We start from the raw sequence: 15,074 nt of genomic DNA on the forward strand, positions 1-15,074 counted from the left end.
GAAAACAAATATATACTTTTTCTAAAAATACCACTAAAAACATAGTATAAATTATTCATAATTACCCAATTACAATACATATGTAAGAAAAAGGCTAAAAAAACTATTAATTTCCCGTTAAAATAAAGGTTCCCAAATCTATCTATTAACTAAATGCACTGCTTATGAAAATTAATTTTACTTTTCACAGGGCGTATTATTTTTTATACTCCCCAATCCTAATCTTATTGCTTTTTTACCATAATCCTCTCAGTGCGCAATCCACTAGAGTTTATGCTACCGTAATTTCGGGCGAAAGCAATACCGACCTTTCTGCCAATGCAGTCGACGGAAATCTTGCCACAAAAGCTAATGTAAGGGCAAGTTCTGGACTAGCATTAGGTATTGGAGCTTATTCAGGTTATATTGAACTTGAATATGCTACACCTTTACCAGCCAATACGACTTCTTACATTAAAATTCAGACCGATGAAAATCTCCTCCCATCCCTATTAGGAGGAAGCCTAGGAGGACTGCTATCTAATGTATTAGGAACCGTATTGATTGGAAACCAAGAGTTTACAGTTCAAGCCAAAAATGGAAACGATGTCCTCTTACAAGGTGACAGCCAGGATATTGGCGAATTTGCAACAGAAAGACTCCGAATCGTGACTGACGAAACGGGCGATTATTTTGTTGCTATAACTCCTGCACAATCCTACAACAGAATCCGTTTGAGAAACAGAATAGGAAGTCTTCTAGGATTGTTCAACACAAAACAGTTAGGTGTCTTTGACGCTTTTTATATTTCAGACCCAGACGATTGTGGTTATGCTTCCTACACTTCTTATAGTGGTAGCGGCATTAGCCTCGACCTTTTGAATCTTGGTGGAGCCGGAGTAACCAATCCTAAAAATGTATTAGATTCTGACCCTAACAGTTTTTCCCGATTGAGTTTGGGTATCTTAGGTGTAGCAGCATCTATAGAGCAAACCGTTTATTTTGACGGCTTATCACGAACAACTGACGAATTCGATGTCCGATTAAAAGTCGATCCGTCCTTATTAGCTTTAGGTGTCGCGAACAATATCCAGATTATTGCGTATAACGGCCCTGCAATTGTAGATTCAAGGTCTTTAAGTTCTTTATTGAATTTAGACCTACTGACTTTACTACAAGGAAACCAAGTCGCTACTATCCCTTTTGCCCCAAATGCACCAGCCGATAGAATTACAATCCGTTACTCTTCCTTGCTCAATTTGCAGTTAACACAGCGCCTCGATCTTTATGATATTGTCCGCGTTCCTAAAATGCCTACTATCACTGATCCAGCTACTTTAAATGCTATAGTATGTTCCGGAAGTACCGCTTCGCTAATTGCGACAACCGCAGATGGAAATGAAATCAGATGGTATAACACTGCTACAGGCGGCCCTATTTTAGGAACTGTTGCATCAGGAGCTCCATTCGTGACAACACAATTAAGCGCAGACACTATATTTTATGTGGCAGCTGCAAAGATTGGATGTACAGAAGAATCCCGAAGAGTAGCTGTTCCTGTTAAGGTAATCAACTTGCCTACTGCTGCAGATATCAACATCCAAAGTTCGCTTGTTGCCTGTCAAGGTAACATAGTCCTTACGCCAACTACCACAATAGGCGGTGCCTTGATCCGATATTACACAGACCAGAACAAGACTCAGGAAATCACCACTGGATTTGCCGGACATGCGGGAGTGACCTATGTGAAAAACCCTGCCACGGGAGCGCTAACTATAACCGGATTAAGTGAAGCCAATTCGCCTTACTCCTATTTTATATCTCTGACTGCAGGCGGACTTTGCGAAAACACGGTCAACAACCTGAAAGAAGTAACTGTAAATGTATCTTCCATACTTAATTTACAGATACAGCCAGCTATATCCGGATGTGGTTCTGTTAATCTTGCCGATGCAATTATAAACCTCAACCCTACCACTACCTATTTATTCTTTAATGCTTCTAATGCTCCTATTACGGCAGAAGCAGCATCAAACATAACCACAAGCGGTACGTATTATATACAAGCACAGGGCGCCAATGCAAGCTGTTCTTCTGATATACTTCCGGTTGTTGTAACGGTAAATGCACAGCCAAACCTGTCCATCACCAATACGGCTCTGGTTACTCAAATAGGAAGCACGGTTACTTTAGATGCAGTTTCCACCGGAGCCATTACATGGTATGCTCCTAACGGAACAGCACTTCCGTCTAATGTTGCAGGCCCATTTGCTACAGCAGGATACTATACTTTTACTGCTATTGCATCTGACGGAATCTGCTCCATAAGCGGTTCTGTTACCATAACAGTATTAGATCCAAACGAATGCCCTCCTTTATCAGAAAGAAAATATGCTAACTCCCAACGTTGGAATACGATACTAACAGGAGGCGTAATTAATGAAGGAAGTGCCGTTGACGGAAATGTCCAGACTTTCTCTACTATCACAACCGGAATCGGATTATTAGGTATTGGTACAACTTCTCAAATTTTAGAATGGAGCGAAACCATTTCTGCCGGAACTCCCGTAACCATAAAATTAGGTTCTGAATATAGCGGCGTTACGCTTGCAGGTGGTTTTTCAGTTGTAGGAACAAAAAGAAACGGCTCAGGAGTACCAGTAGATGTTGGAACGCTCCAGTCTGTTTCCGGATCGTTATTAAACCTATTGTCTGGTCAAAACAACTTTGAATATACTTTCGTTCCGGCAAATAATGCTGGCCCACAAGCTTACGACGGTGTTAGAATTGAAATCACTTCATTGCTTAGTGTAGCTCAAAGCGCAAAAATTTACGAAGCCTATTACAAAACTCCAGTCACTCAGGTAGCCTGCCAAACCGGCGACGTCGAAGACGTACTCTATGGAGCAATTGATTTGGGAATTGGAGCTGCCACTTCTTTAGTTGGCGTAACCACTCCTCGTAATGCGATTGACAATAGCGAGACTTCGTTTGCCACTATGCTTAGCAGTGTAGGAATTTTGGCTGCGGCAGAACTAACAACGGTATTCCGCACACCTTCAGTAGTAGGTGATACTTTAAAAATAAGAATCTCAAGACCAGGTTCTTTATTGAACTTAAATCTTCTTGCAGGAATTACTATCCAGCCTGTCTTAAACGAAGCTTTGGCTGGCCCAGCTATTGGCAATGCAAGCGTACTGCTTAATCTGCAGTTGCTTCCAGGTGATCAAGGCGCAATCCTTACGGTTGTTCCTCAGCATTCATTTGACAGAATCAGAATCCGTTTTGGTGGTGTAGCCAATGTATTAGACCAATTGCGAATCCACAACATCGAAAGGGTTGCCAATACTAAAGTACTGGGCGGCGATGAAAATAATGCCGTTGAAGCCTGTCAGGGAGAAACCATTAGGTTAGAAGCAGATTCGATAGCCTGTACATCCTTTATATGGTATGATGCGAGAGTTGGCGGAAATGTTGTTTCTACCGGAAATTCCTTTACGCTCCCAAATAACTTATCGGCCGGGACACACGTTTATTATGTACAGCCGGTTCGATTTGGATGTCAATTCATGGCTCGCGGAAAAGTCAGCGTTTTGGTAACGCAAACAGCTCCTACAGATGCGATTGCTTCTGTTCAGATTAACGGAGGAAACACGACTTCGTTTTGTACTGCTACAGGAAACGTAGTTCTTGACGCTGTTTTGAATTCGACCATGACACTCACTAATCCTGTTTTTTATTGGTATCAATTAAATGGTACAACGCAAACTTTGATTCCGTCAGAAACAGATTCCAGTCTTGCTCTAACAGGACTTACTCCGGGAACATATACTTACTTTGTAGGAGTTAGCTCAGATGAATATTGTCAGACTGCAATGGCAGACAGAACGCAGGTTACATTTACAATCCTGCCTCCTTCAACTGCCGGAGATGTAACGATAGACAACAAGACGGTTTGTCTTAACAGTACTGTTACCTTAGCGCCTACAAGCACTTTGGCCAGTCCGCAGTTTACCTATTATTTTACAAACGATACGACCCAGCCTATTACTAATAGTACGGTTGGCGGTATTACCTATGCGCTTGGAACCAACGGAACACTTTCCATAACCGGACTTGTTACAGCCGGTAGCCCTTATACCTATTATATTGCGGTTACCAGCAACACTACCTGCTTAAATACGGCAGGTAATCTAAAAGCGGTTACAGTTACTGTTGGAAATCCTCCTGCACCTACAACAAATAATGCTACACAAAATTTCTGTAGCACTAACAATCCAACTGTTGCCAATTTACAGGTCAATGAAGCTAACATCGTATTTTACAATCAGCCATTAGGAGGCGTTCCGCTTTCTTTGACAACTCCTTTGGTTGCCGGAATTTACTATGTTGCACAGATTGACGGAAGTTGTGAAAGCGATACCAGACTGGCTATTACGGTGACAATAGGAAATCCACCTACACCAACAACGGCCAATCCTATCCAAAATTTCTGTCAGCTTGACAATCCAACTGTAGCTTCCATACAGGTCAACGAACCAAATGTTGTCTTCTATGATGCAGAAGTAAACGGAAACCTATTGGCTCCTACTACTCCTTTGACTGCAGGAATTTATTACGCTTCCATCTTAGACGGAACTTGCGAAAGTCTAGAAAGATTACCAATCACAGTAACGATTACTGATCCGGGAACACCTACAACAGCTGCAACAACACAGAACTTCTGTCAGGGCGACAATCCAACAGTAGCTGATTTGGATGTGAATCAAACCAATGTGGTATTCTACAGTTTACCAAATGGTGGTACGCCTTTAGCTCCAACCGAAGCTTTGACGAACGGAACCTATTATGCGAGCCTGGTTGATCCAACCGGTTGCGAAAGCGTGATGCGTCTTGCTATTACAGTAAACATTACCGTTGTAGGTACGCCAACAACAAACGATACTACGCAAGACTTCTGTTTGGAAGACAATCCGACAGTTGCCAGTATACAGGTCAATGAACCAAACGTAATTTTCTACAACGCTCCTACCGGCGGAAGTCAATATGCTTCTACAGCTCCATTGACAAGCGGAATTTACTATGCTTCATTGGTGAACGGCGTTTGCCATAGCGAAACACGACTGGCGATTACGGTTACAGTTGCCAATCCGAATACTCCTATAACCAAATTTGCAACACAGAACTTCTGTCAGGCAAACAACCCAACTGTGGCTGATCTTGATGTTAATGAAACCAATGTTGTATTTTATGATGCATTAACTGGAGGCAACCTTCTAGCGCCAACAACACCGTTGGTTGCAGGAATCTATTATGCTGCACTTCAAGTAGGCGATTGTGAAAGTGCTTTCAGGCTTGCAATTACAGTAACTATTAGTAATCCTGCCACGCCAACTACAAATGATGATACACAAGAATTTTGTAGTGCACAAAACCCAACAATTGCCAATCTTCAGGTAAATGAACCAAATGTGGTATTCTATAACTTGCCTACAGGCGGAACGCCACTAGCTCTAACTGAGGCTTTGACTAATGGAACCTATTATGTTAGCTTGCGAGATGGAACAGGCTGTGAAAGTGTCAATCGTCTGCAAATTACGGTAAGCATAACAGTGGTGGGAATACCAACAACAACTAGCACCACTCAGAACTTCTGTCTGTCAAGCAATCCAACAGTTGCCAACATACAGGTTAACGAACCGGGAGTTGTATTTTTTGATGCTCCAACAGGCGGCAATATCATTGCGACTACAAGCGTATTGACTGCAGGAGTTTATTATGCTTCCCTATTCAACGGAATTTGTGAAAGCGAAGCAAGACTGGCTATTACCGTAACAATAGGTAATCCTTCTACTCCAACAACCAATAATGCTTCTCAAAGTTTCTGTTTATCAAGCAACCCAACAGTTAGCAATATCCAAGTAAATGGTGCAAATATCATTTTCTACAATGCTCCAAACGGAGGCACTCCTTTAGCTCCAACTACTGCATTGACAAATGGTATTTATTATGCCTCTACTACTGATGGTGTCTGCGAAAGCATCAACAGACTTGCCATTACGGTTACAATAAACAACCCTAACACACCTACAACCGGTAATCCGATTCAGGATTTCTGTCAGGCGGATGGCCCAACAATTGCAAACCTTCAGGTTAATGAAACCAATGTAGTGTTTTACAATGCCCCTACAGGAGGAACGCCTCTGGCAACAACCACTCCTTTAGTAGCAGGAATCTACTATGTTGCTTTAAGCGACGGTACTTGCCAAAGCGCAACAAGACTGGCTATTACAGTACGATTCCTGACAGATGGTTTGGCTGTAATTACCGGAGGAGGCAACGAGGCTTGTTCTTCTGAAACAGTGACCTATACTACTGCATCCGGAATGACAGACTATATCTGGGATGTAGTTGGCGGAACAATTACAGGCGGCGGACAAGCATCAGACAACTTTGCCACTGTAACCTGGAATACTGTAGGAACAGGAAACGTAAGTGTTATGTTTACAAACACTATTGGCTGTTCAAGCGATAATTTTGCTACTAGAGATATTGCTATCAATGTCTGCTCTGATATTACGATCAGCAAGACTGCCAGCAATCTCAAGCCTAGTATAGATGAAAACATCATATTCACGATAACCATAAACAATAACGGGCAAAGTAACTTTACAGACCTCGTAATCAGCGAGCCTATTCAGAGCGGCTTCCAGTATGTGAGTTCTAATGCTTCGACCGGAACTTTTTCCAACTCGTCTGGTCTTTGGACTATCCCTACACTGGCTTCCGGACAAACAGCAACGCTTCAGATTACAGTTAAGGTACTTTCTACCGGAAGTTATGTAAATACGGTAGCAATAACCTCATCTATTCCAATAGATTCGAATGTAGAAAATAACATAGCGTCTATCTCTCTCGAACCTATTTGCTTGATTGTATACAATGAGTTCAGTCCGAATAATGACGGCGATAACGACTTATTCCGAATTGACTGTATTGAGAATTATCCAAACAACACGTTGCAGATTCATAATCGCTACGGTGTTGAAGTCTATAAGACCAGAGCCTACCATAATACATGGGACGGAACTGCGAATGTCAACTCTCCTATCAACGAAGACAAAAAACTTCCGACAGGAACGTATTATTACATTCTTGATTTAGGCGATGGTACTGGAACAAAAAGCGGATGGATCTATCTGATCCGCTAATTCCAAAGGATAATTTCAATTTAAAACAGCAAGAGTATGAAAATCACTATATACAAAATCAGCTTAGCGTTTCTTTTTATCCTGATTTCGATAAAAACAAATGCACAACAAGATCCGGGATATACGCAGTATATGTATAATCCACTGACAATAAACCCTGGTTATGCGGGATCAACAGGAACGCTTGAGGCGGTCCTGTTGCATCGCTCGCAATGGGTTGGAATAGACGGTGCTCCATCTACACAGGCATTCACGCTCCACAGTCCGTTGACAAACGACAAAATTGGCTTAGGATTCACGGCGGTGAATGATAATCTTGGACCTTCAAACGAAATCTATCTTGACGGAAATTTTTCTTATACGCTAATGTTTAGCTATAATACCAAACTGGCTTTAGGAATAAAAGCGGGTGCAAGAGTACTAAACGTAGATTGGTCCAAAGGAAGGTTTTATGATGGTTCTGATCCATTATTAAACAGTAATATCAATAATAAGATTACGCCATCACTCGGTGCAGGAGCTTATCTGTATTCAGACAACTGGTATGTTGGGGCTTCGGTTCCAAGCTTTATCAAAGGCGATTACTATGATGATATACAGGAATCCATACAAATCGAAAGGCTTCATTACTATTTGATAGGAGGTTATGTGTTCAATTTTTCAGACAATTTTAAATTCAAGCCCGCTGTTTTGGCAAAAGGTGTCAGCGGATCGCCTATTTCGGTAGACTTTTCGGCCAATTTCCTGATTCAGGAAAAATTCACCATAGGTGCCGGATACCGCTGGGATGATTCAGTCAGCGCATTGCTTGGATTCCAGATTTCAAAAGACTTTTTTGTGGGGTATTCCTATGATTACACTACAACCGATCTTAACAAATATAATGACGGTTCCCATGAAATTATCTTACGCTACCAATTGTCTAGAAAAACAAGTCAAATCAAATCACAACGATTCTTCTAAAAAATAAGCTCATGAAAAATATATTCCTACTACTCCTGTGCCTAAGCATCGCTTCGGTAAACGGACAAAGCAAATTAAAAAAGGCCAATAAGCTTTTCAAGGAATTTTCTTATGTAGATGCTTCAAAAGCTTATGAAGAATATCTTGACAAAGAAAAGTCGCCTTCAACACAGGCACTTAAAAATGCAGGTGATTCCTTTTATTATATTGACGATAAGCGAAATGCTTTAAAATGGTACCAAAAGCTATATGACATTCAAGGCACCAGCATGCCTGACGAATATCTTTTACGATATGTCGAATCTTTAAAGGGTGTTCTGGATTATGAAAAAGCAGATAAGGTAACCAAAGAATATCTTGCCGGCAAAGGCGACCAAAAAAGAATTGCAGCCTATAACCGATTAAAAAAGCAGATGGACAGTTTATCAAAGGAAAAACCTTTGTATACGATCCGAAATTTAGAAATCAATACCGATAAATCTGATTTCGGTACTGCTTTTTACGGAGATAAGGTTGTCTTTTCTTCTAGTAGAGATACCACAAAATTCAAGGACAAGCTGTACAACTGGAACAAGCAGCCTTTTTTGAATCTTTATGTAGCGGAAAGAAATACGGCTACCGGAAGTCTGTTCAATGAAACGGTTTTCTTGCCTAATGCAATGACAAAATACCATGAGGCTACGATAGCTTTTACTCCAGACCTTAAAACGGTATATTATTCAACGAATATTGTCAGAAAAAAGAAGCTTGTCAATGACGAAGAAGGCACTAACAACTTTAAAATCGTCAGGGGAACTATTGCCGATGGCAAATTGAATTCTCCGCAAGATATTTTCTTCAACAGCAAAAAATATTCGGTTGGACATCCTGCCTTGAGCGAAGACGGAAAATGGCTTTTCTTTGCTTCTGACATGCCGGGAGGATATGGCGGGTCAGACCTGTATGTTTGCCAAGTTGCTAGTGATGGAACTATTGGTCCGCCAAAAAATCTGGGACCAGATATAAACACTGCGGGCAATGATATGTTTCCTTCTTTTTCAAATGGAATGTTGTACTTTGCTTCAGACGGCCATTTCGGTTGGGGCGGATTGGACATTTATGAAAGTAGATTCAAAGAAGACCAGACTTTTTCAGAACCTAAAAATTTAGGCGCACCAATCAACAGCAACAATGATGATTTTGCCTATATCGTAGATCCTAAAGACACCTATGGTTATTTTTCTTCTAACCGGTCTCAAGGAAAAGGTGACGATGACATTTACTATTTCACAAAAGAAAAAGCTCCATGCAATCAGCTGATTTCAGGAAAAGTGACCAATTCAAAAAGCAAACTGCCTATTGGTGATGCTAACATAAAAGTTTCGAATATGTTTGGTGATAAAATTGCAGAAACAACTTCAGGCGCAGATGGAATTTACAAAATAACAGTTCCTTGCAACATGAAAGTCAAAGTTTCAGCAACCAAAACCGGACATAGCACGGAAGAAAAGGAAATTGAAAGCAAAAAAGTCAATGGTGCCGAAATTAAAGATGTGAATTTTGAATTGACCAAATACGAAGATCTGGTTATCATTGATGGAGACAAGGAAAAAATCGACATCAACCCTATCTTTTTTGACTATGACAAATCGGATATAACCCCGCAAGCTGCTATAGAGTTAGACAAAGTTGTCTTTGCTATGTCTAAATTTCCAAACATCAAAATCAAGATTGAATCGCATACGGACTCTAGAGGGAAAGATGCCTACAACTTGAAACTTTCAGATGCCCGAGCAAAATCAACGCAAACCTATATCCTGTCAAAAGGAATCGATCCGACACGAATCATAAGTGCCATCGGATATGGTGAAACCCGATTGACAAATAAATGTAAAAACGGTGTGAAATGCACCGAGGCCGAACACCTGGCCAACAGGCGCTCCGACTTTATCGTTATTGAAAAGTAGATTTTTTTGGGGAATCTTGATTGCGTTAGGACTGCCGTAAAAAGCAGTCCTTTCTCATTTTAAACACATCATATAACTTTTTCTGTTAATTGTGTAAGGGATTTTCTCTCTAAAAGAAAGAAATTTGAGATACAGTAACTTTAAAAATCGGATTATGAAAAGTTTAGCGAACAAATTATTTTTAGTAGCATCAGTTGTATTGTTAGGTATTATGACTTCGTGCAAGGAAAAAAACACAGAAAACAATGTAGATGTTGACATGCCAGATACCACAACTGTAGTGGAACCAACTGCGCCAGCAACACCAGATACTGCAACTGTTCCTACTGATACAACAAAAACGCCTATGCCTAAATAGTCAAAAAAAGGATCAAAAAAAACAACTATGGAAGAGAATCAAAACAAGGACAACCACCATCTAAATTTTGGGTCTGAAAATAGCTCCATTAACCTGAAATCTAAACTGCCGGATTGGCTTTTGGAGTTTGTCAGGCCACCTATGGTATGCACATCGGCCCCGTATGAAAATGCACTGGAAGGTTATCCTGAAGATGATGATCTCTGACATTTTAAACATACTAGGTAATTGAGATAACTCAATTATTTAATTTTGGGGATTATTTATTTCTAAAATCCCTGCTAGTATCTTATATAGCAGGGATTTTATTTTTCCAACCAATAACGATTTCTTTTCAATAAAAAAGGCTGACAGTTAAAAGACCCCATCAAAGTGTTACTACAAGCATATACATTATATTCCAGCAAATGGTAGAGAAATCGGTGCTATTAAAATTGTATTTCTTTTCACAAATTTTATAAAATCATTAGTACTGTTCCGATTTTAAAGTTTGTAAATTTAATAGACATAAATCTCATAACAAGCTCAATTTGGAGCTTTGGATACTACAATAAAAATAACCTGTAAACTTCTACACTATGAAAACCAAAAATGTATTACTAGGAATCGCAGCCGGAGTTGCCGCTGTAGCCGTCGCCAGATTAATCCTGAAAAAAACCGGAGCCTGGGATTCGATGTGCGAAAGAGCATCTGATATAGAAGACAAAATGTTTCACAAAGGATATCGAAAAAGAGAGCGGGAATCATTAAGTAATCTTCCAAAAGGAGAAGAAAAAACCGTAAACAAAAAACACTATGAAGCTTCAAAGCTTAAGAACGCAGTTCTGTAGCAGGCAAGACTCTTACATAAAAAGTAAAACGGCTTATGCTATGGTTATAAGCCGTTTTTCAATTTAACATAGTTCAGTAATGCTAAATAGTATCCTGGTGGTAGTTGGGTTCCTCTTTAAAATGATTGTGCCTTTTCAATCGGATACGCCTTGAATTAGCCACATATTTTTTAGAAAAGCTAGTGTATATAAAAATATTCATCTTGCGCTTTCCTCGAATAAGCAATGGTATGTTTATCATAACTCCCACGACACAAATAGACATCAGGATTAGCAACAATAGCATATATATGATATAGTTCAGCTCTAAAGAGTTTCTAAAATCGGTGACAAAAAAATAAGCCGCAATTCCAAAAACAAAAATCGATAAGAATAAGGATACTACTTTCATGATTTTGCTTTTTTAGTTGGACTTTTTACTCTGAAAATGAAATCTTTATACCCAAATTTAAGCATTCTTTAACAAAAATTTTTACATAATTTTAAGAAATACTTATACAATACGGTGATTGCGTAAATCACTATATTTCAATACCGTAAATTGAAATCGTATAAATAAAAACATGAATAGTATAATTTTTCACCTATTAAAAAATTATACATTTGAAATAAGGGAACAAAACTGAGTTAAATTAACAAGGGGGAAAATTGCTATACTAATTCAGCCAATAAAATTGGAGTATTTTGAAAAAGGTACTCCTTTTTTTGTGGATGCAAGTTGCTGAAATATAGCCTAAAACCAAAAACGATTAAATATTCTTCAAAATACTCGATAGAAAGCCATAAGAGTTATAACATTTTTTAATAAATTTAGTGTCCTAACTCCTCCCACATGAAACTCTACATCAAATATGACATCAATCAGGCCTGCCGGATAATCTTGCAGGAACAGCTGGAAAAATTTGGCATCCAATACCAGCTTCTCGACCTTGGAGAAATAGAATTCAAGGAATCAATCCCTGAAGAAACGTATAATGAGTTAAGAGAAGCCTTAAAAAAATACGGTATCGAACTGCTCGACAATCAAAAAAGTCAGCTTATCCAAAAAATAAAAGATACCATAATAGAAATGGTATATGAAAAAGACAAACTGCCAACATCTACCATTTCCTCCTATCTTTCGGACAAGCTTAATCTGAGTTACGGTTATATCTCAAATATATTTTCAGAACATACCTATACTTCTATTGAGAACTATATCATTATGCAGAAAATAGAAAGAGCTAAAAAACTGATTATAGAAGACGGACTAACGCTAACAGAAGTATCTTATAAACTGAACTACAGTAGCGTGGCACACCTTTCCGGGCAATTCAAAAAAACTACAGGTCTCACCCCTTCCATGTTTAAAAGGATCGTAGATAAAAGACGTAGTATGAACAAAGAGTAACAATTAAAACCTATATTTGAGATATCAAAAACCCCTAAACTATGATTAAAGACCAGTCTACCATAAACATTATGCTTGCAGATGATGATGAAGACGATCGTAACTTTTTTAACGATGCTATTAAAGAGTTAAAAATCAATAATAACCTTACAGTCTTTAAGAACGGAAGAGAATTAATGGATTATCTTGAAAGACCAGATATAGTATTGCCGCATATTCTGTTTCTGGACTTAAACATGCCTAGTAAAAGTGGAAATGAATGTCTTACGGAAATACGCCAAAATCCTAAGTTTAAAGACATGTCAATTGCAATTTATTCGACTTCGTCTTCAGATAAAGATATAGAGGAGACATTTGTTGGCGGTGCCAATATTTACATTAAAAAGCCTAACGACTTTGCAAACCTGAAAAAAGTGCTAAGGGAAGTTGTCAATATCAATTGGCAATTCCATACTTCCGGATTAAACAAAGACACTTTCTTTTTCAGCATCTAAAGCGAAAAACAAAGGATATGAAACTAAAAGAATTATTAACCCCTACCCTTCTTTATAGAACAGCTCAAGGGGTGTCATTTATTTTGGTTATAAGTGTTGCCATAGTCTTTCATGTCCAAATGAAAAGCCTGAACCAATCTGTAAGCCTTATCTCGACCTCTAACAAAAAACAGTTTGAGCTCGAAAAAATTATTTCTGAAGTTATCCAAAGAGAAAATGAAATGCGGAGCTATATCATTACCAAAGATTCCGCATTTTATGATAATAACCTCATCACAAAAAGAAAAATCTTCAAAAGTCTGTCGTTACTAAAAGACAATTTTTCGAGTAAACAAGATTTGAAAAACATAGACTATATTGACGATATCCTACAAAAAAGACTGGCTCTTTTTGATGAAACTCTGGCAATTTCAAATGCACAACCCGTCGATACAGAACTCTTAAATTCTAAATTATCAGAAGGCGATAAACAAACAAAAGAGCTCCAGAAAAAAGTATATGAGCTCATCGAACAAGAAGTTACTAAACTCAAAATACACAATATCAACCACCGTTATGATATTGAAACGTCAACTATTACAGCTTTTTCACTCACCATACTGACGCTGGTCATCTTGCTTTTCTCTTTGAACAAAATCAATATCGATTTCGAAAAAGTACGAAAGTTGAATGAAGAACTCAAATTTGTCAACCAGATAGCTGATAATGCCGAAAAAGTAGCGGGAATAAGCCACTGGAAGATCAACATGAGAACTGGAAAATTCTTTTATTCCGACAATTTTTACAGGATATTAGGACTGAAACCCAATGCCTTTGACTCAAAAGTCGAAAATGTAATTCCTTATATTCATCCGGATGATATAGAAGAAACAATGAAACAGCATGAGGAATCCATACAAAACCATACGCCAACATCAATGATTTACAGAATCATACGTAAGGATGGAGAAATACGATACATCAATTCAACAGGCGATTTCACATATAATAGTAAAGGAGAACTCGTCAAGATTGGCGTTAGCAACGATATCACAGAAGAATATAACAGCAAGCTGGCTCTGGAAGAAAAAAACAAATCGCTCATTGCCATAAATGCCGAATTGGAGTCTTTTAACCAGATTGTCAGCCATGATCTTCAGGAACCTTTGCGAAAAATACAGATGTTTATTTCGAGGATAGAAGAATCAGAATCCGAAACAATTTCAGAAAAGGGCAAAGACTATTTTACAAAAATTAAAAACTCTGCAAACAGGATGCAGAACCTAATGATGGATTTGGTGGATTATTCTAAAACCATAAAAAATGATAAGGTTTTTGTCAAAACCAGCCTTAATAAGCTCCTCCAAGATGTACTTCTTGAACTTGCCGTCAACATTGAAGAGAAAAATGCCACTGTTGAAATAGGCAATCTGCCAAGAATAAATGCCATTCCATTCCAGATTCACCAGCTTTTCGTCAACCTCATATCAAACTCACTGAAATACAGCAAAAAGGACATCCCGCCCGTTATCAAGATCAAAACAGAAAAAATCAAAACAGGCGAAACAATCAACGACATTGAAATCATTGACAAAAAATACCACAAAATAACCATAACCGATAATGGTATTGGTTTCAGGCAGGAATTTTCAGAAAAAATCTTTATGCTGTTCAAGCGTCTGGAAACCGATATCGATTATAATGGTACAGGAATTGGGCTTGCCATCTGCAAAAAAATTACTGAAAACCACAATGGGTTTATCAAGGCAGAAGGAGAACCAGATACAGGAGCTACTTTCACAATCTACTTGCCTAAAGTAACATAACCATCTCTTAAAGTTAAAAAATGTAACAATCCGGTTTATTTGTCGTCCTACGTTTGTAAAACGTTAAATTATGTTTTTGTAAAATATTTCTTAAACAT

The 15,074-nt window shown here is 38.6% G+C and carries 10 protein-coding genes; 9 read left to right on the top strand and 1 reads right to left on the bottom strand.

Features of this window, described 5'->3' with window-relative positions:
• Positions 1 to 164: 164 nt before the first annotated feature.
• From FJA49_RS00905 to FJA49_RS00930, 6 genes are all read left to right on the top strand, one after another.
• Positions 165 to 7,190: an Ig-like domain-containing protein gene (locus FJA49_RS00905; protein ID WP_139997892.1), complete on the top strand. Its 7,026-nt coding sequence runs from the start codon at positions 165 to 167 to the stop codon at positions 7,188 to 7,190.
• Positions 7,191 to 7,226: 36 nt separating this feature from the next.
• Positions 7,227 to 8,153, top strand: a complete 927-nt coding sequence (locus FJA49_RS00910) for a PorP/SprF family type IX secretion system membrane protein (RefSeq protein ID WP_139997894.1) — start codon at positions 7,227 to 7,229, stop codon at positions 8,151 to 8,153.
• An 11-nt stretch (positions 8,154 to 8,164) separates the two neighbouring features.
• Entirely contained in the window at positions 8,165 to 10,099 is a 1,935-nt protein-coding gene (locus FJA49_RS00915) for an OmpA family protein (RefSeq protein WP_139997896.1), read from the top strand.
• 154 nt (positions 10,100 to 10,253) lie between these two features.
• Positions 10,254 to 10,457, top strand: a complete 204-nt coding sequence (locus FJA49_RS00920) for a hypothetical protein (protein WP_139997898.1) — start codon at positions 10,254 to 10,256, stop codon at positions 10,455 to 10,457.
• A 27-nt stretch (positions 10,458 to 10,484) separates the two neighbouring features.
• Positions 10,485 to 10,664, top strand: a complete 180-nt coding sequence (locus FJA49_RS00925) for a hypothetical protein (RefSeq protein ID WP_139997900.1) — start codon at positions 10,485 to 10,487, stop codon at positions 10,662 to 10,664.
• Positions 10,665 to 11,035: 371 nt separating this feature from the next.
• The gene (locus tag FJA49_RS00930; RefSeq protein WP_139997902.1) at positions 11,036 to 11,287 is read left to right on the top strand and encodes a hypothetical protein; all 252 of its coding nucleotides are present in this window, start codon (positions 11,036 to 11,038) and stop codon (positions 11,285 to 11,287) included.
• Between the two features lie 82 nt (positions 11,288 to 11,369).
• On the opposite strand, the gene FJA49_RS00935 is transcribed toward FJA49_RS00930, so the two are convergent.
• Positions 11,370 to 11,678, bottom strand: coding sequence for a hypothetical protein (locus tag FJA49_RS00935; RefSeq protein ID WP_139997904.1), 309 nt, complete (start codon positions 11,676 to 11,678; stop codon positions 11,370 to 11,372).
• Positions 11,679 to 12,119: 441 nt separating this feature from the next.
• Between FJA49_RS00935 and FJA49_RS00940 the strand changes: the two genes are divergently transcribed.
• The 3 genes from FJA49_RS00940 to FJA49_RS00950 are packed head-to-tail and all read left to right on the top strand — an operon-like array spanning position 12,120 to position 14,976.
• Positions 12,120 to 12,677, top strand: coding sequence for a helix-turn-helix domain-containing protein (locus FJA49_RS00940; protein WP_139997906.1), 558 nt, complete (start codon positions 12,120 to 12,122; stop codon positions 12,675 to 12,677).
• A 41-nt stretch (positions 12,678 to 12,718) separates the two neighbouring features.
• Positions 12,719 to 13,171 (top strand): response regulator, encoded by a 453-nt coding sequence (locus FJA49_RS00945; protein WP_233590046.1) that lies wholly within the window; start codon positions 12,719 to 12,721, stop codon positions 13,169 to 13,171.
• Positions 13,172 to 13,188: 17 nt separating this feature from the next.
• The gene (locus FJA49_RS00950; protein ID WP_139997908.1) at positions 13,189 to 14,976 is read left to right on the top strand and encodes an ATP-binding protein; all 1,788 of its coding nucleotides are present in this window, start codon (positions 13,189 to 13,191) and stop codon (positions 14,974 to 14,976) included.
• Positions 14,977 to 15,074 lie beyond the last annotated feature (98 nt).

This window comes from Flavobacterium microcysteis (assembly GCF_006385255.1).
Taxonomy (GTDB): Bacteria; Bacteroidota; Bacteroidia; order Flavobacteriales; family Flavobacteriaceae; genus Flavobacterium; species Flavobacterium microcysteis.